We start from the raw sequence: 24,676 nt of genomic DNA, 5'->3' as shown, positions 1-24,676 counted from the left end.
CAGCCAGATTCCTGGACAACAACGAAATCGATCTTCTGCGCGATTTTGTTGGGAAGAGGATGAGAACTGCGAAAGTGATTGGTATTAAAAACCATCATCCTGGAGTATGCAGTGCGACAAAGTACATAAGGCTTACGACAATAGCAAAATATCTCGAATGGTTGTGTCAGCTAACTATCAAAAATATAGACGATGGCTACAGGAAAATTTCCTGCTTTGTGAAAAAAATAAAAGCCAGAAGGCCGAAGATAAAATACAGAAATTCAGAAGGCAACGTCTATAAAACAATTGAAGAAGAAGACCTGGATATACTTCTTTCTGTTATTGATCCTCTATGTGAATTCAATCCATTCGACATGAAAGTTCGTCAGAGGAATCAGCTTATAGTTATGATATTACATTCATTAGGGATAAGGTGTGGAGAGTTATTAAACCTGAGAGTAGAAGATATTGATTTTGCAGCGCAAATGCTGTTCATAAGAAGGAGGGCTGACAGTATTGAGGACACAAGAGTCAATCAGCCTCTCGTAAAAACGCTTGAAAGAAATTTACCCATGTCTGACGAACTTACCAGACTTCTCCATTCTTATATTACAGGGGAAAGAAAAGCCAACATCAGAAAGAAAAAGCATGGATACCTTTTTATTACGCACAAGGAAGGAGAGACACGCGGCGATCCTTTGTCTGTTCCTTCATACCATAAGATAATTTACAGACTCAGAGGCATTGACTCAGGTTTAAGCCAGTTGACTGGACATAAGTTCAGACATACCTGGAACTATTTATTTTGGAAACTGATGGATGAAAATACCGAGTATGTGAGTGAAGAGATGCAAGAGAAAATTCGTTCCAACCATATGGGTTGGGAGCCGGGTTCTGGAACCGCCCAAACCTACAACAGACGGTTTATCGTTTCAAAATCAGAGGAAGCAGCCTTGGCAGTTCAGAAAGTTATTTTCCAAAAGCGCAGTGGGGTGTCTTATGAATAAATTAAATTTTCTGAACGCGCATCAAGATATCTTTCATGCAAAAAATGAAAGTTACACATTTGGACTGGATGATGAATTCTGGGAGCTAAGCAGAAATACTAAATTGAATGTGGGTGAGGTCACTGAAAGGTTGCCAGATAACCTTAGGCACGGTTATCTGAAGACACTGAAATATTTCGCAGAAGAAATCAGCCCCGGTTCAGTTAAGCAAATTAACAGAGTTTTCATGAAATTCATTTCGTTTATGAGTTTTGATTCAATTGACGAAGCTGTAATGTTAACAGCAAAATCAAGTAATAATTTCACGAGTCAGGATCTTATTATTCTCAGGATCCTAATAAAAAAATGGTATGGATTAGGTTTTGAGGGGATTACCCAAAACGGTGTGGACTACGTTAATAACTGGACGATAAAAGACAATAAAAAGGGGGAGGTTGTTAAAAGACGAGACCCTTATCAGGGACCTCTGACAGACATGGAGTTTGATAACTTTTACGATGCTGTCTCACGCGCATACCATAAGGGTACGATATCCTATTCTGATCTGGCAATGGCCTTAATCACCATTCATACGGGAAGAAGAAGTTTACAAATTACACAGATAAAAACGAAAGACATCATAAACGAACGAACCATAAACGAATGCTATATAAATATCCCTAGAATAAAACAAGGTGAAAAATACAGAGCCTCATTCAAGCGGTTCAGGATTACACATGAATTATTCAGGATTTTTAAAGAGCAGGCACGTATTGTCTCTGAGAGTTTTAGCAGGCAGCTCGGCAGAAAACTCTCTGAAAGAGAGATATTAGAATTACCATTGTTTGTCTGTCAGGAAAGGCTTGAAGCGGTTGGTGATTGTGAGAATTTACATGAGATTCTTTCTTCAGACAGACTTCATGCCTATGCGATAAAGTGTACTCAAACGCTCAAAAGAATAGCTACAACAGAGAACGTGATCTCGGAAAGGACGGGGAAAGTAATAAATATGAATGCCCGGCGGTTTCGCTATACGTTAGGTACACGGCTCGCAAGAGAGGGCTACGGAGAAGTCGTCATAGGCGAATTACTTGATCATTCCACTTTAATGTATACAGGCGTTTATGTTCAGTCAGGTCCAGATAGTTTAAATAAAATCGAAGATGCCGTTTCCACTGAGCTTGGCTATTATGCAAAGATGTTTCAGGGAGTGCTGATAAACAAAAGTGAGGATAAATATCCCGGCGGAAACATCAGAATCAATACTGGTGAAAAGTCAGGGCAATGCGCCAGTTGCAAATCCTGCACAGCATGTGTGCCCATCCCCTGTTACACCTGCATGCATTTCAGACCTTTTATTGAAGGTCCGCATGAAAAATTACTCGAATATTTACTCGATGAGCGTAACAGGATTCAGTGCATAGTGGCTGATCCTGTGACTACACAAATACTGGACAGAACAATTATTGCAGTATCAGAGGTGATAAATAAGTGCAAAGAAATCAAATTAAACCCGGAGGTGTTAAATGGATGATATAAAAAATAATAAATTAAGAGTGCTCGTAACGCGCAGGGAAAAATATTGCGCGCAAAAAATAGATGATTTTGTGAGCTACTGTCGGTTCACTCTCAATAAAAACGACCTTGTGAGCTGGGAGGAGGTTAACTGGTCAAAAGTTTTCCTTTTCACTAAAACCCCTGTCAAAGGCGTTAAAAAAAGCTCTGTTATTGTAAATGAGCCATTAGACAGGAATTTTATTGAGTTCGCTAAAAGCTATGCCCTTTACCACTACATGAATGGAGGCAAGAAAATCAATCAGCGTCTTAATATCGTTTTCAGAACACTTGAGGCAGCCCTCTTGCAGGTCAATGGGCGGAGTCATATTCAGTACGTTAACCTCACTGTTCTGGACCAGTGCGTTGTCATCTTAAAAAGCGCATACAACAAAGCAGTAGCGTATGCCTGCGGTAAAGTACTGGAAGGACTGGTTTCATTTCTCAGAGAAAAAGAATTCCTGATCATGCAGTCACTGCTCTGGAAGAGTCCACTCAGGGCGTAGGAAGCAAGCAACAGGCTCACTAAAACTGCACAAGAGGCCCGTGAGGTAAAGTTACCTGACAAAGAGTCGTTGAATGCTATCGCTGAAATCTTCGCACTTCCAGACGATCAGCTTTCAGAAATGGACTTGTTCATAAGCTCCATCTTTGCGTTGCTTATGTGTGCACCTTCCAGAGTGACCGAAATCCTGACGCTCCCTGCGGATTGTGAAATCCTTGAGGCGGACAGGGAAGGAAAGCTGAGGTATGGGCTGAGATTCTATTCCGAAAAAGGCTTTGGTGGAAATGTAAAATGGATACCTGAAGTCATGGTTCCGGTTGCTGAGATAGCTATCAGGAGGCTGAGGACTCTTTCAGAAAACGCCCGCACATATGCCAAAGAGATTGAGATTTCTGGTAAGGGCCGTGAGCTTTACCCAGACTTCCCTTGGTATGATAAAGAAAAGAACATTCGATACAGCAACGCACTATGTCTTCTGTTCCGGTATCAGCTCAGTGCAAGTTTAACAACACAAAGAAGTCTTTTCAGACCAACTGCCACTATAGTTAGCGCCAATTTGGGAAGCACTAAGTATCGTCGGACCCACTCAATTACAACGATTTTTGACAGGTACGGATACAGAGGGGCAAATGGGAACAACCTTTCACTCAGAAGTCACCAGGCAAGACACTTACTCAATACGATTGCACAACGTGGTGGGCTTGGAGATTTTGAACTAGCCAAGTGGTCGGGACGAGTGAGGGAAACACAAAACAGAACCTATAACCACGTTAGCCAGGAAGAGAAAGTTCGGGAGTCAGTTAAGCATGGTGTGCAGAATATTGGCATTAAACCAGAAAACACCACCACACGAGCTATAGCAAACCCTTCTTGGCGTATTGATGTTAAAGATACAGGCCATGCAGCCATTCACGTGACAGAGTTCGGCTACTGCACTCATGACTACGTAATCTCTCCGTGTACGAAGTTCAGGGACTGTATCAATTGCAGTGATCATATGTGCGTGAAAGGGGACAAAGACTCGCTAGGCAGGTTAGAAACTAAGGCGGTAGACACGAAACAACTTCTCGAGAGGGCAAAAGCGGACATGGAAGCGGAAGAATTCGGTGCCGAAAAATGGGTTGCATTTCATAAAAAAACGCAAGCAAGACTTCTGGATTTGATTGCACTGCTCACAAGCAAAAATCTCGAGGACGGTGCACTGGTAAGACTGGATGGTGATGATTTTACACATATGAAAAATCTCACAGGTAGGAGCAGGAATGAACTGATTGGAAATGATTGGAAATGAAAGGATAAAAAATAATTAAAAGGAGAGCTATATGGCTAAACATCTAGACAATAAAGATATCAGCATAATTAAAAACATAATAGCAGGTTGGGACAGCGAGAAGACAGGTAAGCTTTCATGGGAATATCTTTGTGACAGGCTTGAACCACTGATTGGTAAGCGACCAACCCGTCAGTCACTGGGGCTTCACAAAGATATCGTCATGGCTTTCAATCTGAAGAAGAAAAATATTAAGTCTGGAAACGATGAAGAAAAACGGCCAGCTAATTTGAAAGTTGCTTCACAGCGTATCAGGAATCTTGAACTAAAAAACAAAATACTGGCAGAAGAGCTGAGAAGTCTGGAAGAGAGGTTTGTTGTATGGCAGTACAATGCTATACACAACGGAATAAGCTTCGAACAACTTAATAATGGATTACCTGAGATTGACAGGGAAACCAATGCTGATTAAATAATTTGTTGCGCTGATATTTCGCAATTTAAATAATATGTTATGTTGTATATACATCCAGGGAGTGGTTGATTAATTTTGCAAGGATGCAATCTATGAAAAAGACAGACGCTCTTTCAAAGGAAGAAAAGCTACTTTTGCTTTTACAAATGTTCATTGAGAGATTAAAAAAATCAGGTTTTGCTCAGGACAAGATAATTAGATATATCTGGCTGTTCTGTGTCGGCTACTACATTAAGTACTACCTTCCACAATCTAAAACAGATCTTGCAGATCGTTTTACGATCATATCTATGCTTTCAAACGCTCTAAAATCGAGTTCTCCAAGAATCATTCAGCACCTTGGCTATGAACATGAGATCACTTTTTTCTTTCGATTTTTAATTCTTTATGCCATTGATAATGAAGAAGAGGCGGAAAATATTTATCGTGAGGAAAGGGTAAGGTATGAGAAATGTCTTTTAATGAAAAATATTTTTTAAAATAAAGTAAAAAATATTGTACCCCTCCAGTATACGAAGGGGTGTAATATAAGAGGATTGAATGAGCAGCTTATTATCCTAAAACTCCAGAGTGTAAATCCATAAGTTAGATATACCAACACTAGTTCCTTTAGAATAACTGTCAGTGAATGGATAAATAATGCTCACGTTAGATTGTGAATATGTATTAAGATACGCTAAACCCATACCAATTGTTTGAGCTTTGGTTGATAGTGGGCAAAGATAAATATGTCCATATTTTTCTATACAGCCATTTATGCTAATATAGTTTTCAATATCACGAGCGGTTTCAAAAGGATCAGCAGCTGGTGAAAAAATGGGCTTTGCCAAAACATTCTCCGTTGATGAATCTGCTGAGGAAATTGCTTTTATTATATTTTCTTGAAACATATCAGCTCGAAGTGATGGGAATCCAATTAAATGTATAATATCTGTATTTTCATTATATTGAGCAATTTTAGATATAAGTTTAGTATCATATCCAGCAGCTATGATTAAAAGAGCACGATCATTGTCTATTTTTTTTGTACCGTCAAATCCTATTATCGTTCTTGTTTCATATATTGCACCATTAGAAAAGGTGGTATTTTCTTTGTTAATATAACGATCTGGTTCGCTATAAATTATATCAACATGCTTAAAAGATTTTTTTTGTAATAAGAGCATAATGAATAATAGTTGAGGACGCATAAAACCAGTCGAGTCAATGCAAATTCGCTTATCAACATAATCATAAAGCTTTATTCCATCAATGATTGAAGCTAATTGCTGAGCTTCATTACCTTCAACAGCAGTGATCTTTGTTGCATTGGTTGGTAGTTCATCTTCATCGAATTTATATTCAGGATAAATTAGCCAGTATTTGTTATTTGCATCGGCTTTGTTAAACACAGCAGATACACGGTCACTAAGATTATAAGCAGAAATAAATAAATCCCAAGTTGGCCAGTCTCCATTTAAATCAGTTTTATTTCTATAGTACAATGAATAATCCATCATAAATCAAATCCTAATTGTTGTTCGCCAATTGAATTATCGTTATCAACTTCAAAAGGAGCATTTCTCGAATTTTCAAAATGAAGCTTTAGTAACTTATAATCTTCATTTTTTTGTGGTGAAAATATGATAGTTGCTGCATTATCATTTAGTTTTAAAGCGCCTCTTCTAGAAGTAGCCAGGCCCCAACGAGGACACAGCAATCCATTGATAAAATAACTATTTAGAAGTCGATGTGAGTTTTTATCTATTCGGGGATCACCACCGATAAGGACTCGAGTTTTTTCAGCCCAGTCAAGAATGTCTTTGCATTCATTTGTGAGTTTATTTTTATCGACTACAAATGAGGATGAAGAACATTCAACAGGCTTATCGGAATACATATCGATACGAAGAAGTTCACATAAACGATCAAGAAATATTGCTACACTATCTCCTAAAACCCCTTCAGAAATGCAATCTTCATAAAACCAATCGGAGGATTCTTTCAACGACATTTTCTGCGACTTTATAGAAACTTTATGTCCGTTGAGGAATGGAGTAAAGCCATTGAAAATCTCCATTTTATATATATTTCTTAATATGGTTAATATATGCCTAGGAAAGCCCAAGGTTATTTTTAATAAATTGTCAAAGCCTGTGTATTGATCAAAGTTATTTTGGTAAGATGCTCGTAAAGCTATTGCTGTATAATTATTTTGATAGTATCTTAATTTTGTACTAATTTCGTTTCTATCAGATTTATTTACATATAAATAGATTTTTTCTTTTATCTCAAATGAAATATCAAGAAGATGCTGCGGGGATACATTTTTTAATTTTGACCATCTTTGGCTAAAAACATGTATTGCCGATTGCTCGATTCTTAAATCTACATGACATTTTAAATTTTGAGCTATTCTTTGTGAGACGTCATGATCTAATTTTTTATTTAGCTTGGAAAGAAACTTATTCATTATTATGGTATTGCCCATGCTGTCAATATTGGGCGTCTGAAGAGTTAAATTAACATTTGCTACTTCAAAAAAATCATCAATTATATTTTTCTTTTCTTTATAACTTAATTTTTTAATGTGTTCCGAATTTATAGTATTCTTGTTAATATTTGATTTTACTAACCTATTGAAAACTAAATTAGTTGCGAATTCATTGTAATTTTTTGATGTTATGAATACCTCATCTAATCTTAATATTTCAAATTCGTGACCTTCACGATTGACCTCACCTGAACCAAAAATTTTCCAACTTTTAATGCCATGGCTACGTGCACCAATTCGGAACGTAACAGGTTTAGATTTCTCTCTTACAAGTGTATTTAAATACATTTGCTGTGATTCACTAATGTTTTCAATTTCATCAATTAGATATAAAAATGTAGTTCCATTAAAATACTTGCTATTAACCGACAACAATTTTGGAATGCCAAAAATTAACTTTCCACGGTTCACTCTTACTTTAAAATTAGGGGTTTCTCCTAATAATTCCTTAATGAATGAGTTGTTGACTTCATTGTCTAATTCATTGGAAAACAAGGAAATAAGTTTCATTAAATCTATAATATTGCATATATCTGCTGAGAATAGATCTTCAGAAAATAGTTTAAGTGTTTCATCACAAAATATTTTTTCATTTTCTTGAGAGTCAAATATCGAAGTGCCTTCTTTAGTCAGATCTAATAGCGATTGTATAACTAAGCCTGCGCACCATAGTTCCATTGAATATTCAAACAATGATTGTTTTAGTTCAATATTATAGGGTAATTGATCAAACTTAGAACCATTTAGAGAGCTAGCTTGAAAATAGACGCCAAAATAACCATCTTTTTTTATAGAGTACAGAGGGTTTTTTTTGTTTCTTATCGATTGAGATTTATATGAAAAATAACGCATTAGATGCGTTTTTCCCGTTCCTTTTCCACCAATTATATATTGAGTAATATGATTATTTGGTTCTAGATACTCTATGAATTTTTTTTCTTCAAGATCTACCCATTGATCATTGATCTGGCTATCATCAAGATCATTGGCTTTAATTGTCGTAAAGGGATTTTGGATGATATTATTCATACTTGAACCTTTTTTAATAAACTTTAGAGTAACGTTTGAAAATGGGTGCCCAAGATTTCTCGTGCCAAAAAATTGGCAGTGTGTTATCAGGAATATTATGCGAGAAACCTATAAGCAATTGACCATCATTAAATCCTAAAGAGTCATAACCATTAAAAAATTGAAGGCCATATCTTAAACAAAACTCATGAGTAAATTGCTTGGAAATACCTTTTTTTTCTACGCCTTCATAATAACGAGAATTATCAGAAAAGCATTTATATGATTCATCTAATTCGAAAATACAGTCTACATGTTTAAACGCTGTTCTGCTTTTTATATTTCTGAGTCCATGAGAAGTAGATATTATAGAGAAGTATGATACCTCAATGCTAGGATCAATGTTATGAATTTCTTTTAATAAGTCCTCGGAATAAGATATTGCTTGCGAACCGCTGCCACATATATCGTCTAAAAATATATACCGCTTAATATTTGGATCTTTTAAGGAAATCTCCCTATCTAGTAAATTACCAGATACCCTTTTTTTTATGTTAAGTATATCATGAGTGTTAATGAAAAGGTTTTTAGTAAGCCCATTTTCTTGCCTAAAAAAATATAGTAAATGAGTACCACTTTCAGAAGGGTTCCCGAGCCCTAAAAATCTTGTTTCTTTTAACGCTTTATCATATTTCTCTTTTATTAATGCGAAATTTTTGGTATTCCCATTTTCTTTTCTTATTTGCTGCATCAGGGGATTTTTTATTTTATCCCTATAGATGGATTTTAATAATTCTCGTATTTCTTTATTGCCGAAATACATAAAATTACTTAACAGATATAATGCATGGATTTGCTCACAATGTGTTATATCAGTGTTGGTTGCAAAATTACTAAGCCATTTAGTTATTTCTGGGTTTCTGACTTTGTTTTCCCAAATGGCTTCAGAGAGTTTTAAAATCTTTAATTCAAGTTGTTCTTTAAGATTTAATTCATTCATTTTTTAAATACCATAATGGATTCAGTATTTATAACATTTGCTGTTTTGTTTCTTTTCGTCATTAATCCACGTGAGTGAATTTTATCACGCAAAATGAAAATTGTTTCAAAGCCAGCATCCTCAGCAATGATTTTAAGATATTTTTTGGTGTCAAAAACTTTTCCGCACACCATATTGTTACCTATCACTATGATACAATGGGAACCGTCCTTAAGGACTCGATACATTTCCTTAACTGATGATCTCAGCTCTACAAGATAATTAATATTAATATGGGCTCGTAAAGGATTTATTTCCCATATCCATTCTAATTCGTTGTCAATTTCTTTAAGACCTGTATTGTTTTTAACTTGATATTCATTTTTATAATAATGTTCTCGTCCAATATTCTGTTTTTCATAATCTCTTAATGAGTTGTTTTCACAATAGTTTAGCCATCCAAGACTTAATGATGATGCCCTTATGTATTTTTGCGCTCCAGCATAGGGAGGAGAAGTAATAATAAGATCTATACTATCAGACAACCACTGTGATTTGTCATTATCAAGACATTTTGTTATTGAACGGGCATCTCTTCCCACTATTTGGGCGTTGCCAGATGTCTTTAAATTGTTGAGCTTTTCAATACGTTTAATATTTTCAAGTGATTGTTTTTTGAATTTATCAAAAACACTGATATTTTTTTTACTCTCCAATTCTGTAAATGCTTTTTTATATAATAAAGGGTCGGAGTATTTTAAAGGGTTTATTTTTACAGGAACACTCAAATTTGGATCAGCAAAACTTACTTTTTTTACTATGTTTGAGAAGCATATTTCGTAAAAGTTCCGTACTTCAATGTTTTCAATTTTCTGAATTGCAGTATGAATTTTAGATAAGTCATTTTTGACCTGTTCTGAAAACCAATGGTCTATATTGGTCACGTTTCTAGTTCTGTATTTTTTGACGCGTTTTGCTTGGATCAATATTGTAATTAGTGTTTCTTTTAAAATATCAGCATTTAATGGTGTTGTTTTTACATTTGCTATCAAACGTGCCAATGGATTCGCATCACATCCTATGCTTTTATAACCTGCAATTACACTTTCGAGCAAAACTGTTCCTGAACCACAGAAAGGATCTAAAACTGTTCCTTCAGGGTTTGGCATTATTTTTTTCGAATTAAGGAAAAATATAGGAATGTGTTTTAGCAATTTTGCTGGATAGCTATGAATGAAATGTGTATATGAATCCCCATAAGGAACCCAGGACACTAGCTTCCTGAAATCGACCTCTATTGACTGCTGATGATTTTTATATTCATTCATGAAATGAGTGATAACATTATCTATATTGTCTTTTAACTCAATAAAATCAGTCACTTGCGCACAGTCTTGAGTTTTAGGTATAGTTGTTTCAAACATTTCAGATCTCATGGTGGTTAAGAATAAACAAAACATTACAATGTTATAATTTTTTTTTGGCTAAATCAAGTATTTAACATTAGTGTTAAGCACATAAAAGATATTTTCCTATTTTGTAAAAAAGTGATCTCATTCATTATTAAATGGCATTTTTCTATTCTTGAAAAAAATAAAGCTAGTTTTTTAGTAATTTTTTTACTATTGGATGCATTAAGTCAATTTAGTTAAAAAACTATGATTCTTTATTCGCTTTAATATCCCAGCCTGACTGTGTTTCAGCACCTTTGCCGCCGCTTGCTGACTGCTCCCAATACTGTGTTTTAACTTTTGATCCCTGGAATTGATAAGAGAGCCCTATCAGGTCACGGCTTGTAGTGCCATTGAAAATCACATTGGTGATAAGAACGTCTTCAAGCGTAATGCGGCAATACTCGATTTGACTCCCTCCGGCCTTACATACCGAAAGCTCTACCTTACCAATATGCTTGCCGTTAGAGACATAGCGCATGATTGCTGGAGTAGCTTTGTCTATGAGCGTCTGAACAGAGAGATCACGATACTGAACCTTTCCTGCACCACCTCCGCCTCCAACTGTCATGTTCCCTGGCTGATTCGCGCCCCATGTGAAAGATTCAATAGCAATCCAGCCTTTATGATTACTGTCCTGTGATTCACCCGTAATGCCGTCGATTCTTAAGAAGAGATCTGTACTCATTGCTGGTCCTTTTTCTTTCCCTGAGAAGGGTAATCTGATTAAATAAACTTAATGATACGTATAATGACATAAAGGCACAGTCATGGACTACTGGAAACCAAACAGATTTAAAGATTACTTTCTGACTATGGCTCAAGCTGAGGCAAATCAGTTGCTTAGTCATGCCAATCACCTTTCTCACCTGTACCTAAAAGATGGATTCAATCGATTGCAGTTCCAGGATGACGTTAAAGCTTTTGTTAACGCTCAGCTCAACGTTATCCGTTCAGATTCAACTGATGCTCAATGCCAGGAGTGCATTCAAAACCTAAAAAAGGAAAATGAGTACCTCACTATTCAGGACAGAATGTTAAGGGCAGGAACGGCTGCGGTTCATGCCTCGCTGCAACTGGTCAGAAATGGAGATATTTGGGGCTATGTGATCAACGGTGTTGGGGTAGTGCTTAGCGGTCTACAGGTCATAGCAGGTGTTTCGGTGATTGGAGCTTCCCTTGCGTCAGGAACAATCATAGGGACAGCCTTTGGAGGCATGTTGGTTTTGCATGGACTTAACGGTTTTCAGGAGTCTGTTGAGAACCTGGTTTATGGCAAAACTGATAGTGTTGGATTACTTAAACAGGGTTATGTAGCAACAGCTGAGTTTTTAGGGTTCGATCAGAGGGTTGGACAGTTAGTATACAGTTCAATGGACCTGACACTTTCTCTCTATGGCATCGTGCGTCTGGTACAAAAACCTGAGGCCTGGCGTCTCTACTATTTCCTTAATACCGACTACGTTCGTGGCATTAAGGAAATGAGTAGAAAAGAGCTATTCATTGAAGTCTATAATGACGCTTCAGCCATTAAGTCAATCTCTGATACTTACAAAGAGTGACCATGTTTTTTCATAAATCTGTAAGCTTTGAATGCGGGTTTCAAAGGTACGAATATATATAAAATTACGAAACCTGCTACAAGTGTGATTGAATACGAAACAAGGTTTTCTTGTGTACCACTGCGAATGGTATAAATGAGTCCTGCGAGAAGGATAGCTATTAATATCATTGCAACTATGAATCTTTTCTTTAACTGTGAAAGAAGCCAAGGATAAGGATAACCGTCTTTCTCAGCATGCTGACGTATCACAGAGACTTCTTTTGGTGTAAACCCCTCTTTTACAAGCATTTCTTCGATTTTCATTTTGTCCATAATGAGCGTCATTCATTTGTCTTACGATAGCCTGATTGTAACTCATTACCTAAGCCCTATACAAACCGGACAGGCCTTTGAAAGGCTTCTGGTTTTTTATTTTTTAGAATGGTTCCCTAGTGCTAACACTTGCGCATAAAATATGTGCTTTGGAATTTCGGTGAAAAATGAGATTGTTAATTATTGGATTCAATTAAGGTGATGCCTTCCAGTTTCCATCACTCTTCGTAAATTTGAATTCAGCTACGGTTTGCTTCTCGCCAATGAGTGGTAGTGTTATGTCAGTATCCACTTTGCAAATGTATATACCTTTTGCCTCTGATTCCTTGCATGAAACCTTCTCAGCTTTGTTCAGAGTCGTGAGCATGTCTTTGCTGTTCTCACCGAACCGTTGTCTGGCTTGCTGGTTTGTGTGGTCAATATTGTCCTGCATAGCTTTCTTGATCTCAGAGGAGGAAGGCTCGCTGTCGCAGCCGGTAAGCAAAACTGCCAAAGACAGGACTGCAACTGTTGAAATTTTATTCATTTCTTAATCCCTTATTTGATATCAATGATTATTGTGTTGCTGTGGATTTGTTGAGTGTCTGGTCAAAAATTTCACACCACTTCTTCAACTGCATTTCTGTATCCCGGATCCCTCGTTCATGGTGGAACCGGCCTTTACGGGGGTAAAATTTTATCTGCCATTCCGGGCACTCAATGTCTTTCACCTGGATAAAGAATCCAGAGTTCTCGAAGTTTTTAAGGCGGGTAAGGTTGTTATGGCCTTTACTCCCCAGCATGCCAATCATATCGAGGGCTACGATTTCACCTCCATTAGCGAGGTGGTATCTCCAGCCTTTAACGTCACTAAACTTATAGGCTTTCTTACGCCTGCCATTCTCCAGAGTTAACAGCTAGACTGGCCCCATAGATCACCAGACACTTCGCCTCTCTTAAAATAAGAGGTAGTCTTAGACCTATGTTTAACACCAGTCAGAATAATAAGATGGTTGAAGTGTTATCAGGACCTGAGCGGCGTCGCCGTCGTACACCGCAGGAAAAAATTGCTATTATTCAGCAGACTATGGAACCCGGCATGACCGTGTCTCATGTCGCTCGCCTGCATGGCATCAATGCTAACCAGATCTTCAAATGGCGCAGGCAGTATGAAGACGGTTCTCTGACCGCCGTGGCATCAGGTGAAGAAGTCGTACCCGCGTCTGAACTTGCTGCGGCCAATAAGCAAATCCGCGAACTTCAGCGTCTTCTGGGCAAAAAGACGATGGAAGCTGAGATACTCAAAGAGGCCGTGGAGTTCGGTCGGGCAAAAAAATGGATTGCGCATGCGCCCTTGTCGCCCGGAGACGACGACTGACCGATGTCTCCCGGAGTATTGGTGTGTCGCGTGCGCAACTGAGCATCAGAGTTCACCGGCCACCTGACTGGCAGGATCGCAGACGGCAGCCCCGCTCTGACGATAGCGCCGTGTTATCCCGGATAAACACGGCGGTGTCTGATCTGCCGACGTATGGCTATCGCCGCGTGTGGACGCTGCTGCGACGGGAGTCAGAGCGGGGTGGCCTGCCTGTGGTTAATGCGAAGCGGGTGTATCGCATTATGAAAGCACACCATCTGCTTCTTGAGCGTAAACCTGCGGATCCTCGCCGGAAGTGCGCCCACAAGGGGCGCGTGGCGGTAGCTGAAAGTAACCGGCGCTGGTGCTCAGATGGCTTCGAGTTCCGCTGTGACAATGGCGAAAAGCTGCGGGTGACCTTCGCGCAGGACTGCTGCGACAGGGAGATCATAGACTGGGCGGCGGGCACAGGTGGCTATGACAAAGAGACCGTGCAGGATGTCATGTTGGGCGCGGTGGAAAAACGCTTCGGAAGGCAGTTGCCCACAGAGTCGCTGGAATGGCTGACGGATAACGGTTCAGCCTACAGAGCGCATGAAACACGGGCGTTCGCCCGGATGCTGGGACTTGAGCCGTGCACAACAGCAGTCCGTAGCCCGGAAAGCAACGGCATAGCAGAAAGCTTCGTGAAAACGATAAAGCGGGACTACATCAGCTGCATGCCGAAACCGGACAGCCAGACCGCAGTGATGAATCTGGCCGTGGCGTTTACCCATTACAATGAACATCACCCGCACAGTGCGCTGGGATATCGCTCACCACGGGAATATATACGCAGGAAGTTATCGCAACCGTAAGAGAGAAAAGACGTCTGGATATATAGGGTCAAATCCAACAGCTCCCTATTTGTATCAATGGTCATTTTGCTGCTCTGGAACTCATGGCTCCACAGACCGTTGTTATTCACGTTCAGCAAGTCGATAGTCGACGCGTTTGCTCTTTTATGTGTGTATGACACATATGCTGTTAGGAGTAAGAAGAAGGCAGGTAATGTCCACATGAACAGGAACCCTGCAGTGTCTTTAGGATTTGAATCAGTCAGTATCCAGACAATCACCAATACAACAATCCAGAATCGGACTGAAAGAAAGAACGAAGGTTTACGTACTTTCTGACTATTCAAAGCCGCTATACCCATTTTATATACCTTTGACGTTGTGTGGTTCATAACTAGCTGATTGGTAACTGCTTTTACTGGTCATTTTTGAACGAGTTCAAAACTTAAGCAAATCACTTGTACCGATCGATGATCCTGTTTTGATAGGTAGTGACTATCATATATCTTTTATCGATCTGTAAAAACGATCAATTGTTTGTGCAAATAAGAACTTAGGCTGGAAAATTGCGTTGAGGCAGGAGGTTATCGAAAGGGTCTGTTGCGCGCTCAGTCAGAATTTGGCTGCTGCCTGGTGGCTCAGATAACGCAGGTTCAGCTGAGAGGACTGTATGAATTGTCGAAAATGAGGATTTTTGGTGGAGAAACGTCTTACCTGCCTTTTTGAGCAGGTCTGTAAAAGCAGCCAGGTAAGGAATGCTCAGTAGCCACTTCAATACCCTTGTCATGAAGTAGTCTGCACTGCTGGTTTGCTTGTTTGGCAAATGCGTAATGTTGAAGGGGGGTTGCGCTTCGGTTGCTTCCGTTCTTTGTTCATGTACTAGAGACTCTGCAACTACTTGTGTCTCTAAAGGTGCGGGTGAGGGCTGTGAAGCCACTTCTACGATCACAGGAGTATCAGATTTATTCGCCTCATTACCACTTGAAGCCGAAGTTTTCAAAGCAAACAACAGGGGATTGTCACGTTCAGGTTCGTAGTGAAGCCTCTCCTGAAGGTTGACCCATGAGTACGTCTTCCCTAGCTGGGAAGCTTTGAAAGCTATACCGGAGTATTCGAATGAGAAACCATTCATGCGGCCAGAAGTGGCAATATTCGGAACGGGCGTAATGCCGTGCTCGCCAAGTGCTTCAACGAAGCTCGGAATGTCATTGTGAGTACTGAGGATCCTGTCTATTGTGTTCTGCAAGAACGTCTTAGGCGTTGGCTGATCTTCACGCTTCTCCTTCTGTTGCTCGCCACGTGATAGCTTCTTGCGCTCTCTGACAGGGGAAGTGCTATGTGAAGGAGAGGGACCTTTGGTTCTGGTCAGGTCATGAGTCAACTCAAGCTCCTGAATTACTCGCGTACTGATCAGGTTTTCATTCCTGCCGAGGTAAAGCTTTCCTCCAATGAGATCCACTCTGCTGGCAATAATATGAATGTGCTGGCCGGCCTCATCGTCATGCATGACATAGCAGCGTAGGTGTGTGTGACTGAACCCCATACGTTTCATATAGTCGTCAGCAAACGTAGCCCATCGCTCATGGGAGAGAGTTTCACCAAAGGGCAGCCGCAGAGAGTTGTGCCATACAGGTTTCAGTATGTCCGTGCGAAGTGAAGCTGACGCGTCGAACTCAGCGATCAACTCAGCAGCTGAAGCGCCCAACATGTTCCCGCCGATAACTACCGGATCGGTTTTATGGTGCGTTCCAGGTTTCAACGCGTATTGGACGACTCCGGCGAAGCTCTTACCTCGTTTGATCTTCTGCATGCCCTTCATTAGAGGAAATACTCCATAGATCAGCGGTAAGTAGGCGCGATCGAAGCTCACTGATTTGTCGCTTTACTGCGAATAATTCAGTCTTGGTAAGAGGATTACATGATTGCTTCGCGTTCAGGTGGCTAACAATCTCATTGAGCCTTTGATTTATCTCACCAAACATTTTCCATGCCGCTCTGTTGATCTCAGGAACGACAGCAGGTTGGTTCTTTAACAGGCACATACGAAGCCATTCGCCCTTTGCGTATTGCTTACGCTCTTGATCTAAAGTATTTAGCTCTGAGTTATTTAGCCTGACGCTGACGCAATGAATACGAAGATTTTCTGCAAGGGGAGGGCGGTATAAATTATTCATAGGAACTCCTTTTCAAAATATGAGCATATTCCTTATGCCTGTTCTATTTATAACCGATAGCTAAATTATGTCAACGATGTGGGTTTTGACTTACCTTTTTCAACCGAAGGGCAGAAAAAGCAAGGCAACTCAGCTTCGCTGAGTTAGCCCTTGCTTCCATAATAGGTCAATTCGATATTGATATTGACATAGAAAAAATACCTGATATGAGTAATGGAGGCTGTTACAAAAGGAGGAAGGGATGAAAGTGAAAATTATTAAATGGTGGGATGGTTTATCGAATGTAAAACAGGCAGTTTTGGTTTCAATAATACCATTCTTATATTCAGCACATTGCATTATTAAAACCTTCAATTGACATTGCTGTTTTTTTTGAAGAAATAGATTGCGCAAATAATTTATTATTACTTGAATTCTCACTGGTAATTAAGTAGGTGTGGATTAATACGAACAAAATTAGAGAGGCGAAGAAAAAGTTACGCCAGAAATTACTGTGAATATTCGTTTCATTAGACCACCGCTGAAATGAATAAAAGCAAAAGCCAACGCTGATAACTATCAAAAGCCAATGCTCACGAACATAATTCAATATCATTAAAATGTTTTTCATAAACATCCTTAAATATGTAAGGTTCAATGATTCAAAAGAAAGGCTAACAGGTTTTATGATGATAGAACCAAGGGCTAAAAGTCAATAACAAAGTTAAATTAATTAACTATATGATTATTATGTTATTTTATTTGTATTGTTATCATTCCTTGCTATAACCTTGTTTTATTTAATAAGTTATGCTAATGTTTTTGTTGCTTTGTAGAGAATAATTTAATTTATTTCAGTAACTTAAGAATAATTTTGGTCAAATTATCCGCATTTGAAGGTGTTAGCAAACAAAATTGGGGGTGCCTAAAAATTTGAATTACTTAAAATCTATCAAATGAAACTGTCCATTAGATTCTATATTTTAAATTGTAAGTGCTAGCAATGTTTTTCCGAAAGATAAATTTGGTTTTCTTAAAACAAAAAACATTTTCTTATGGCGAAAGGTGTAAAATATTTAATTGATATTTGAGGATTGAAAATGAGTGTTTCTACTAGGCGGTATGTGATCTCGATAATTGCGCTTGTTATTATAGTACTTGTTTTTCGTTATGTACTAAAAATTAATGATTTTATTAATGCTCTGGTGGCTCTCACTATTGGCGCATACTTTGGTTTTATAACAGGGAGAGATAAGACTGAAATATTTTTTTATCATACCTCAAGGTTTAGATTTAATAGAAATATAAAAAAACAAATAAAAAAGTATGAAAAAGAAAAGGATTTTTTGGGGTTTACAAATGATATTAAATCTTTGTGTAAGAAGTACTTTAACAAAAAATGTTTGGACCGAAATTTCATAGCTTCTTCAAACGAAGATGAATGCTTAGCGCTAATGATTGCTTTGCAAATGGAAAAAGAACCATTCAATATTAGTAAAAACTTAGGGGCTGAATCTTTTCGAAACATTGCTCAGAAAGCAGCTAAGTCTAAAATGTATAGAGATATTTTACTTATAGAATCCCTTAAAGGGATAAAGTGCCAAGTTGGCAGTAATTTTTTTAACATGGATGATAAAGATTATTCTATCGGAGATCAATTAAAAAAGCATTCTGACCATTTTTTTTCTAATAAACTTCTGGATGCAGATCAGGATGATTTAATTGTATTTAGTACTACATCACAAATTTCTGCCGATATAATTAAAGTTATAACTCATCATCAAAGAAACATCGCAAAAGTTTCATTTTTCATTTGTAGTCCTTTTGTAAAAAAACATGAAGCAATTATTAATATGTGCTCAGAATATCAAAATCCTAAATTTACAACACCTGTTGGACAGTTTATTGAAAATAACGAGGGTGAGGTTAATAGTAAGCTCGATATTGTTAGGCGCGCGCTTAAAATAACAAGCTCGATAAAGAAAATTGTCAGTGCAACCGAAGAAAAGAGGATTAACCTTGATTTGTTTTTATTTAAAAAAGAGTATCCAGGAATAAAAGTTAAAATGCTTGTTAAGCAGAAGTATATGCAACTTCAACCTGGCGTTTTATCATATGCTAACAATCTCTACAGATATGGAGTTGATAGTGACTCTGCCGAGCCATTTGGAATAGTTTTATCAAGTGTTAACTCGTTTAAAAATGATAAGTTTTTAATCGAACCTCTGCTTTTGGAAATGTCTGATATTAATGATTTCGAACTAAAAGTGATTTCAGAATTATGCCTGTGGTTGCTTGAAAATGGCATAACATCTGAAGACATTAATAGTTATCAAGAAAAGCTAAATAGTAGTATAGATGACGAAAAATCTAACCATTGGCTCAAGTTGATAGCGTTTAGCTTAGAAAAATCAAGGCAGTTCGTGGTTGGGAATGTATCTGTTTTTAATCGGTTGATTGAAGATTCTTTAGAAAAGAAAGATGATAAAACTAACTCTAAAGACATATTTTCTGGACAGAAAAATAGAGGTGAAATCTATCATATTACTGTTGCAGTTCTGTTTAAAGATAATGATGAATATTTAATAATTAAGAAGTCAGATCCTGCATATGATGAAAAATATAGCATTGTTGCAGGGCATTTAGATAACAATGAAAGTGCGAATCAGGCTGTAGTAAGAGAAGTTAAAGAAGAGCTTAATATATCGCTTAAAACGACAAACTTAGTCACTATAGAAAAGGGAGTTCCTGATAAATGCAGGTATGGTGCCGAGAATCATGATTGGTATGTATTTTCATCTGAAGAAATAAAAAAAGACAGTGAGATTCTTTATGATAAATCTGAGATAGATAGCATAGAGTGGATGAGTAAAGAAAAAATAAAAAATAATAAAGAGAATCTAACTCAAGGCGCTTATTTGATATTTGAGAGAATGGGGTTTTTTAATGACTAACATAGTAATTCGCCTTCCCGGCGGCGGAAGAATAAGAAAGCGAGATGAAAAACAAGATATTGAATGGTGGGGATATAGGAACTACTTTATTGATACTGATTTTTATAATGATTTGGAGAAGTTAATAAGTAAAAATAAAAATTTTAATTTTTATTTTATATCAGGTGGAGTCGGTGCTTTTATATATACAAATCTTTGTGATTCATTTGAGTTACACAAAGATTTAAGAGATGAGGTTGGTTGTACTATTGTGAGTGTAATGCACAAGATTTTAATTGAAAAATTAAAAAATAGTGCAGTTAGAATATATCCAGAAGAAATAAGTTTTGATGATATCAATGTGGTTGAAAGCAGAGGTTTTAATTCATTTTTTGTTATGCCTGAAAAAAGTTTTCTCTCAACTGACAGTTTAGCAGCTAATGTTGGTCAAATCGTTTCTGCAAAAATGATAATTTATATTAAAGAAGGTGCGCCCTTATTTCATGTTGGTTTTGATGAGGCCACAGTAGTAAATGCTTGGGAAGTTGATGATATTAGAAGGAGAGCAAAAGGAGTTCAAGGTAACTATATATTAGATTCTGATGCTTTGGGGGTTATTGAGAATCTAATTACAAAAAACAAAACTCGAACTTTAATTTTAAGCCCAAGTCAATTAAAGGAAATAAATATGGAAGATGATAATTTTGGTTTAGGCCAAATGACTTCTTTTACTGAGGTGATTAAATGATATTATCAAATAACGATATAGTTGACTTTATTGATGACAGAAAATTAATAATTGAAAACTTTAATAAAGAGTGTATGAGACCATCCAGTTATTTATTGAGGATTGGTTCAAAACTATTGAAAATGAAAGATGGAACAGAGCTGATCGATACGAAAAAAGATGACACTTTTAAGTTTTTCGAAGAGGTATTAATAAGTGATGATGGTGTCATTATAAACCCAGGAGATTTCATTTTAGCTTCTAGTGTAGAAAAATTATCATTCGATGAATCGATCTGTGGGGACTTGTTTCAGCTTTCATGTTATGCCCGAATTGGACTTCAACTTAATTTTAGCTCTTGTCATATTGCAGCTACTTTTGGGATTGATAAGCCTTCATCAATCACTTTTGAAATAACTAATTTTTCAAATAGGCCTATAAAAGTCTATCCTAATGTTAAATTTTGTCATCTTCGCGTTCACGAGCAAAAATCTTCTTCTTCTATAAGATACAGAGGTATCTACTCGGGCAAAGACGAGGCTAGACCTTCTGATTTTAATAAAAAGCCTGCGAAATAACTAACTCGCACTTTAATTTCATCATTTATAGCCAAGTTTCTGCAACTTGGCTCCTTAATCTATTATGTGAAAATGGTTAGGCTTAGTGTTTTCTAAAATACTTGAAAGCAGAGGTCTTCCAGAAAAAATCAGATCTTGTATAAGCAAAGTACAGGTTATTTTAATGGCAGTTTAGGTGTTGCCTGAATAGAGGGACGGTCTTTTAAACGGCAGGTCTTAAGGTGTAATACTATACGAGTGAATTAATTGTCTCCAAGTTAGCTTTAGATATTGGTTTATAACTTTTTAGAAAAGCTATAAGGCGTCAACGTTCTCATCTTACAGGCTTCCAGATAGTCAGCCCACCACTGCAACATAAGTTTCCGTTCTTCTAAATGTTCTGCTTTGTGAATGTAGGCTGCCCTAACGCTGTTACGTTCTTGGTGGCTCATTTGTCTCTCTACGGCGTCTCTTGACCAAAGCCCAGATTCAATCAGTGCACTGCAAGCTATAGTCCTGAAACCATGCCCACAAACTTCAGTTTGGGTATTGTATCCCATGGTTCTAAGGGCTTTGTTGACAGTGTTTTCACTGATCGGTTTGTCGTCATTACTAAATCCGATGAACATGAGGTCTTTGCCACCACTGATTGCATGTAGCTGTAACAACAATTTTTTAGCTTGTTTACTTAAAGGCACCAGATGAGGGCTTTTCATTTTTGCACCTCTTGCTGAATATCTAACCCCAGTGAGTGCTTCTCGCTCTGCGGGTATAGTCCATAGTGAGTTTTTGAAATCTACTTCTGACCAACGTGCAAATCTTAATTCACTCGAACGTACAAATGTCAGGAGTGTAAGCTGGGTCGCAATCTGTGTTATGCCTTTGCCTCTGTAAGCTTCAATGCGTTGCATGAGCTCTGGTAGCCGTTCTAAAGAAAGGGCAGGGCGGTGAATACTTTTTTTAGAAATTACAGCACCAGCGAGGTCATAGGCAGGATTTTGCTCAATCAATGCATTGTGGACAGCATATCTCATGATCGCAGTTATGCGTTGTTGAAGACGTGAAGCGAGTTCGAGGTGACCTGTTGCTTCAGCCCTTTTTAGTGGAATCAGTAAGTCACGGGTTTTGAGTTCTGTGATATTACGATTGCCAATAATAGGGAATAAATGACTTTCAAGACTGCTTAACACAGTAGTTCTGTGGTTTTCCGACCAGGTTCTGTTACTGGAATGCCAGTCTCGTGCAACCTTTTCAAATGTCAGCAGCCCTTTGATCTCGACCTTATCAGCTTTGCGTTTTTCACTTGGATCAACGCCATTTGCCACGAGTTGCCTTGCTTCGTCTCTTCTGCGCCGGGCTTCCGATAACGTGACCTCAGGATAAACACCGAGAGCAAGAATCTTTTGTTTGCTACCAAAGCGATATTGAAAACGCCAGTATTTGGAACCGTGTGGGGTAATCAAAAGATACATACCATTACCGTCTGTCATTTTGACCGGCTTCACAGCAGCCTTAGCATTTCTTACCTTTAACTCAGTGAGCGGCATAGTAAAAATCCCCGACTGATGGTATCTGCATTATCGAACCAAACATACCAACAATTGTACCAACATGACACTGTGGATTTTGTGAGCCCGCTGGAGACGCAGGTGGACTATCAAGATGAGTTAAGTGACTGAATGGAATGGGTAAAGTAGACTTTGAGATACGTTGAGAGACTAGCATTTGGTGTCCCCTGCAGGAATCGAACCTGCAACTAGCCCTTAGGAGGGGCTCGTTATATCCATTTAACTAAGGAGACAGCGACAGGATAAACGGGGGCGTTCATCCAGTTGCATATGTTACCGTAAGTGTGGCTGCGCCTCAAGGCCTTCATTTCTCAACACGTTTTCCCCTGTACCGGTCTTTGCATCATATGGTGGCAAATTGAACGCATTGGCGTTTAAACAGGCGAATGGCAAATAATGCACCGGAAATACGTTCCATTTCGCCTGGGTTTTAAGCAAAAGTCACGAGTCCGCCACGGTGGCAGGCTCAAGCGGTTCAGATGAACAGTTACCAGAGCCAGCAGGATCAACAGCGAGACGATCGGCAGCGGCCAGCGTAGCTAAAGACGCCTGGAGAACTTTATCCGTATCGAAAGGAAGGGTGGTTCTGTTAACGATTATTTGCCGTACGTTTTCTCCAATGGGCTTGAAGACAGTATTACTCTGTAACGCATCGTTATAATTAATATTGGTAGAATAAAAGATACTGACGAGTTTTTTATTTAGCGCGCAGGCGACATGGACAATAGCTGTTTCCACCGAGATAACGAGATCGGCCTTATTGACCAACGAGATGGTATGCCACAAGGAATCGAAGGCGCAGATAAAAACATTGGCTGAGGCATGATCAAGCGTCGCCAGCTGGTGCTTCTCACCCGTAATAAAAATGTTGCAATCCACACTATGCTGCAGCTTTGCAATAAGATCGAAGATTTGCTGTCGCGTCATGGTTCTTTCGCTCACGCTGGCGAAAGGGCTCAGCACAATCAGGGGTTTTTTAGCATATTTCTGCAGGCAGTTTTTGATAAACGCATCGCTAAAAGACAAGGGATTTAGCCAATAGCGCAGTGTATTACACGGATGTCCCAGCGCTGCCAGCAGCTGTTTTTGCGGATCGGTAATATGAAAGTTATCGGCTAAATCCAGCGTGATATGATAAGGACGCTTCAACCAGCCACCGATGCTGATGGCATAGCTATAATTAATCCGCGACAGCAGTTTTATCTCCAGAAGCTCCTTGCGCTGCATCCAGGAGTACATGCTGATAACGATATCGCTATCGATTTTCTCCAGCCGGTCAATATGATTGATATCGACAATAAACACGTCATCGACACAGTCCAGCCCTTTAAAAAATACCTCACTTCTGGTCTCGGCGATGATTTGTACTCTGTAGCCCAAATCCTTTAATTTTCGCCATAATCCGGTATGGCATACCGCATCGCCAATCCCAAGGTTAACAAAAGGAAAAACCACGCGCTGCGGCGCCTGAGGGATTTTTTCATGCTTGTTGGCGCTACGCAGAAGCATGGCTGACAGCACCAGCCGAATTCTTCTTTTTTGCTCGTGAAGGTAACGATTTCTTTGCCGGTTAAGTCTTTTTAACGCGCCAGGCAGTTCTGACAGAGACAGGCTCATTCGTAGGGGCACTCCTTATACGCCTCGGGTTTTTCATCCGTGAAAAAATAATGCGATAAAATAAAACCAACCATTAACCATGAAGAAATAAAACAAATTAAAAACATGTATTTTACTTTATTGTGATGATGGCTTTGCGGAAGGTTATAGTAACAGATAATAGCAGTGCCGCAAGGAAGAGGAGATTCTGCTGCCGGTATTTGCAATATTGTTTATTAATTATTAAGGTAGTTTTTTGTTATTTTTATTTTTGATTTATTTTAAATGTGAATATTGGCTTTATTATTTATAATAAAATATATAAAAGTTTCAGCTTTGATAATATTTTTG

Annotated in this window: 23 protein-coding genes and 1 tRNA gene; 11 read left to right on the top strand and 13 right to left on the bottom strand. The window is 38.5% G+C overall.

Annotation, left to right across the window (positions count from 1 at the left end; translation table 11 throughout):
* The first annotated feature begins 74 nt into the window (after nt 1-74).
* From QZH36_RS14755 to QZH36_RS14730, 6 genes are all read left to right on the top strand, one after another.
* A complete protein-coding gene (locus QZH36_RS14755) occupies nt 75-989 on the top strand; it encodes a tyrosine-type recombinase/integrase (RefSeq protein WP_301730544.1) in 915 nt (304 codons plus the stop codon).
* A complete protein-coding gene (locus QZH36_RS14750; protein WP_301730543.1) occupies nt 982-2,502 on the top strand; it encodes a site-specific integrase in 1,521 nt (506 codons plus the stop codon). Before QZH36_RS14755 ends, QZH36_RS14750 begins: the two co-directional genes overlap by 8 nt.
* Nucleotides 2,495-3,028, top strand: coding sequence for a hypothetical protein (locus QZH36_RS14745; protein ID WP_301730542.1), 534 nt, complete (start codon nt 2,495-2,497; stop codon nt 3,026-3,028). The genes QZH36_RS14750 and QZH36_RS14745 overlap by 8 nt, the downstream gene beginning before the upstream one ends.
* Before the next feature lie 69 nt (nt 3,029-3,097).
* The gene (locus QZH36_RS14740) at nt 3,098-4,318 is read left to right on the top strand and encodes a hypothetical protein (protein ID WP_301730541.1); all 1,221 of its coding nucleotides are present in this window, start codon (nt 3,098-3,100) and stop codon (nt 4,316-4,318) included.
* A 31-nt stretch (nt 4,319-4,349) separates the two neighbouring features.
* Complete coding sequence (locus tag QZH36_RS14735; RefSeq protein WP_301730540.1) at nt 4,350-4,769, top strand: hypothetical protein; 420 nt, start codon at nt 4,350-4,352, stop codon at nt 4,767-4,769.
* Nucleotides 4,770-4,864: 95 nt separating this feature from the next.
* Nucleotides 4,865-5,251, top strand: coding sequence for a hypothetical protein (locus QZH36_RS14730; protein ID WP_301730539.1), 387 nt, complete (start codon nt 4,865-4,867; stop codon nt 5,249-5,251).
* Between the two features lie 78 nt (nt 5,252-5,329).
* Here the strand turns inward: QZH36_RS14730 and QZH36_RS14725 are convergent, their stop codons facing one another.
* The 5 genes from QZH36_RS14725 to QZH36_RS14705 all read right to left on the bottom strand — a co-directional run bounded on the left by QZH36_RS14725 (nt 5,330) and on the right by QZH36_RS14705 (nt 11,431).
* Nucleotides 5,330-6,271, bottom strand: a complete 942-nt coding sequence (locus QZH36_RS14725) for a hypothetical protein (protein WP_301730538.1) — start codon at nt 6,269-6,271, stop codon at nt 5,330-5,332.
* Nucleotides 6,268-8,334, bottom strand: coding sequence for an ORC-CDC6 family AAA ATPase (locus QZH36_RS14720; protein WP_301730537.1), 2,067 nt, complete (start codon nt 8,332-8,334; stop codon nt 6,268-6,270). Before QZH36_RS14720 ends, QZH36_RS14725 begins: the two co-directional genes overlap by 4 nt.
* Nucleotides 8,335-8,347: 13 nt before the next feature.
* Complete coding sequence (locus QZH36_RS14715) at nt 8,348-9,313, bottom strand: phosphoribosyltransferase-like protein (RefSeq protein WP_301730536.1); 966 nt, start codon at nt 9,311-9,313, stop codon at nt 8,348-8,350.
* The gene (locus QZH36_RS14710; RefSeq protein WP_301730535.1) at nt 9,310-10,716 is read right to left on the bottom strand and encodes a DNA methyltransferase; all 1,407 of its coding nucleotides are present in this window, start codon (nt 10,714-10,716) and stop codon (nt 9,310-9,312) included. Before QZH36_RS14710 ends, QZH36_RS14715 begins: the two co-directional genes overlap by 4 nt.
* A 232-nt stretch (nt 10,717-10,948) precedes the next feature.
* A complete protein-coding gene (locus QZH36_RS14705) occupies nt 10,949-11,431 on the bottom strand; it encodes an Hcp family type VI secretion system effector (RefSeq protein ID WP_301730534.1) in 483 nt (160 codons plus the stop codon).
* 82 nt (nt 11,432-11,513) lie between these two features.
* Here QZH36_RS14705 and QZH36_RS14700 point away from each other — a divergent pair, with 82 nt between their 5' ends.
* Nucleotides 11,514-12,305, top strand: a complete 792-nt coding sequence (locus QZH36_RS14700) for a DUF4225 domain-containing protein (protein ID WP_301730533.1) — start codon at nt 11,514-11,516, stop codon at nt 12,303-12,305.
* On the opposite strand, the gene QZH36_RS14695 is transcribed toward QZH36_RS14700, so the two are convergent.
* The 3 genes from QZH36_RS14695 to QZH36_RS14685 form a co-directional block, all read right to left on the bottom strand.
* A complete protein-coding gene (locus QZH36_RS14695; protein WP_301730532.1) occupies nt 12,293-12,610 on the bottom strand; it encodes a hypothetical protein in 318 nt (105 codons plus the stop codon). The genes QZH36_RS14700 and QZH36_RS14695 overlap by 13 nt on opposite strands.
* A gap of 202 nt (nt 12,611-12,812) precedes the next feature.
* Nucleotides 12,813-13,145 (bottom strand): hypothetical protein, encoded by a 333-nt coding sequence (locus tag QZH36_RS14690; RefSeq protein ID WP_301730531.1) that lies wholly within the window; start codon nt 13,143-13,145, stop codon nt 12,813-12,815.
* A gap of 28 nt (nt 13,146-13,173) precedes the next feature.
* On the bottom strand, nt 13,174-13,506 hold the full coding sequence (locus QZH36_RS14685) for a DUF4755 domain-containing protein (RefSeq protein WP_301730557.1): 333 nt from the start codon (nt 13,504-13,506) through the stop codon (nt 13,174-13,176).
* 101 nt (nt 13,507-13,607) lie between these two features.
* Here QZH36_RS14685 and QZH36_RS14680 point away from each other — a divergent pair.
* Nucleotides 13,608-14,812 (top strand): IS3 family transposase gene (locus QZH36_RS14680; RefSeq protein ID WP_301730530.1). Its coding sequence is split into 2 segments (ribosomal slippage): nt 13,608-13,926 and nt 13,926-14,812, totalling 1,206 coding nucleotides; the frame shifts between segments, so codons are not numbered across the junction.
* 532 nt (nt 14,813-15,344) lie between these two features.
* On the opposite strand, the gene QZH36_RS14675 is transcribed toward QZH36_RS14680, so the two are convergent.
* Both QZH36_RS14675 and QZH36_RS14670 read right to left on the bottom strand, forming a co-directional pair.
* Nucleotides 15,345-16,601 carry a relaxase/mobilization nuclease domain-containing protein gene (locus tag QZH36_RS14675; protein ID WP_445235128.1) on the bottom strand — a complete coding sequence of 419 codons (1,257 nt, stop codon included), beginning with the start codon at nt 16,599-16,601 and terminating at the stop codon, nt 15,345-15,347.
* Complete coding sequence (locus QZH36_RS14670; RefSeq protein WP_301730528.1) at nt 16,579-16,965, bottom strand: hypothetical protein; 387 nt, start codon at nt 16,963-16,965, stop codon at nt 16,579-16,581. Before QZH36_RS14670 ends, QZH36_RS14675 begins: the two co-directional genes overlap by 23 nt.
* A 1,079-nt stretch (nt 16,966-18,044) precedes the next feature.
* On the opposite strand from QZH36_RS14670, the gene QZH36_RS14665 reads away from it, so the two are divergent.
* The 3 genes from QZH36_RS14665 to QZH36_RS14655 are packed head-to-tail and all read left to right on the top strand — an operon-like array spanning nt 18,045 to nt 21,182.
* Nucleotides 18,045-19,898, top strand: a complete 1,854-nt coding sequence (locus QZH36_RS14665) for an NUDIX hydrolase (RefSeq protein ID WP_301730527.1) — start codon at nt 18,045-18,047, stop codon at nt 19,896-19,898.
* On the top strand, nt 19,891-20,625 hold the full coding sequence (locus QZH36_RS14660) for a hypothetical protein (protein ID WP_301730526.1): 735 nt from the start codon (nt 19,891-19,893) through the stop codon (nt 20,623-20,625). Before QZH36_RS14665 ends, QZH36_RS14660 begins: the two co-directional genes overlap by 8 nt.
* Entirely contained in the window at nt 20,622-21,182 is a 561-nt protein-coding gene (locus QZH36_RS14655) for a dCTP deaminase (RefSeq protein WP_301730525.1), read from the top strand. Before QZH36_RS14660 ends, QZH36_RS14655 begins: the two co-directional genes overlap by 4 nt.
* A gap of 275 nt (nt 21,183-21,457) precedes the next feature.
* Here QZH36_RS14655 and QZH36_RS14650 read toward each other — a convergent pair whose 3' ends face one another.
* The 3 genes from QZH36_RS14650 to QZH36_RS14640 all read right to left on the bottom strand — a co-directional run bounded on the left by QZH36_RS14650 (nt 21,458) and on the right by QZH36_RS14640 (nt 24,346).
* On the bottom strand, nt 21,458-22,708 hold the full coding sequence (locus QZH36_RS14650) for a tyrosine-type recombinase/integrase (RefSeq protein ID WP_301730524.1): 1,251 nt from the start codon (nt 22,706-22,708) through the stop codon (nt 21,458-21,460).
* Nucleotides 22,709-22,887: 179 nt separating this feature from the next.
* A tRNA-Arg gene (locus QZH36_RS14645) sits at nt 22,888-22,962 on the bottom strand.
* Between the two features lie 208 nt (nt 22,963-23,170).
* Nucleotides 23,171-24,346, bottom strand: coding sequence for a glycosyltransferase family 9 protein (locus QZH36_RS14640; protein ID WP_301730523.1), 1,176 nt, complete (start codon nt 24,344-24,346; stop codon nt 23,171-23,173).
* Between the last annotated feature and the right edge of the window lie 330 nt (nt 24,347-24,676).

It is taken from the genome of Erwinia wuhanensis, from assembly GCF_030484085.1.
GTDB classification, from domain to species: domain Bacteria; phylum Pseudomonadota; class Gammaproteobacteria; order Enterobacterales; family Enterobacteriaceae; genus Erwinia; species Erwinia aeris.
This window is presented reverse-complemented; position numbering and strand designations above follow the sequence as displayed.

Coding starts and splice junctions, on each gene's coding strand:
- QZH36_RS14705 (WP_301730534.1), bottom strand. CDS start 11,431: ATGAGTACAGATCTCTTCTTAAGAATCGACGGCATTACGGGTGAATCA.
- QZH36_RS14730 (WP_301730539.1), top strand. CDS start 4,865: ATGAAAAAGACAGACGCTCTTTCAAAGGAAGAAAAGCTACTTTTGCTT.
- QZH36_RS14695 (WP_301730532.1), bottom strand. CDS start 12,610: ATGAAAATCGAAGAAATGCTTGTAAAAGAGGGGTTTACACCAAAAGAA.
- QZH36_RS14715 (WP_301730536.1), bottom strand. CDS start 9,313: ATGAATGAATTAAATCTTAAAGAACAACTTGAATTAAAGATTTTAAAA.
- QZH36_RS14710 (WP_301730535.1), bottom strand. CDS start 10,716: ATGTTTGAAACAACTATACCTAAAACTCAAGACTGTGCGCAAGTGACT.
- QZH36_RS14670 (WP_301730528.1), bottom strand. CDS start 16,965: ATGAATAATTTATACCGCCCTCCCCTTGCAGAAAATCTTCGTATTCAT.
- QZH36_RS14660 (WP_301730526.1), top strand. CDS start 19,891: ATGACTAACATAGTAATTCGCCTTCCCGGCGGCGGAAGAATAAGAAAG.
- QZH36_RS14690 (WP_301730531.1), bottom strand. CDS start 13,145: ATGAATAAAATTTCAACAGTTGCAGTCCTGTCTTTGGCAGTTTTGCTT.
- QZH36_RS14675 (WP_445235128.1), bottom strand. CDS start 16,601: ATGCAGAAGATCAAACGAGGTAAGAGCTTCGCCGGAGTCGTCCAATAC.
- QZH36_RS14725 (WP_301730538.1), bottom strand. CDS start 6,271: ATGATGGATTATTCATTGTACTATAGAAATAAAACTGATTTAAATGGA.
- QZH36_RS14750 (WP_301730543.1), top strand. CDS start 982: ATGAATAAATTAAATTTTCTGAACGCGCATCAAGATATCTTTCATGCA.
- QZH36_RS14700 (WP_301730533.1), top strand. CDS start 11,514: ATGGACTACTGGAAACCAAACAGATTTAAAGATTACTTTCTGACTATG.
- QZH36_RS14745 (WP_301730542.1), top strand. CDS start 2,495: ATGGATGATATAAAAAATAATAAATTAAGAGTGCTCGTAACGCGCAGG.
- QZH36_RS14650 (WP_301730524.1), bottom strand. CDS start 22,708: ATGCCGCTCACTGAGTTAAAGGTAAGAAATGCTAAGGCTGCTGTGAAG.
- QZH36_RS14665 (WP_301730527.1), top strand. CDS start 18,045: ATGAGTGTTTCTACTAGGCGGTATGTGATCTCGATAATTGCGCTTGTT.
- QZH36_RS14735 (WP_301730540.1), top strand. CDS start 4,350: ATGGCTAAACATCTAGACAATAAAGATATCAGCATAATTAAAAACATA.
- QZH36_RS14655 (WP_301730525.1), top strand. CDS start 20,622: ATGATATTATCAAATAACGATATAGTTGACTTTATTGATGACAGAAAA.
- QZH36_RS14640 (WP_301730523.1), bottom strand. CDS start 24,346: ATGAGCCTGTCTCTGTCAGAACTGCCTGGCGCGTTAAAAAGACTTAAC.
- QZH36_RS14720 (WP_301730537.1), bottom strand. CDS start 8,334: ATGAATAATATCATCCAAAATCCCTTTACGACAATTAAAGCCAATGAT.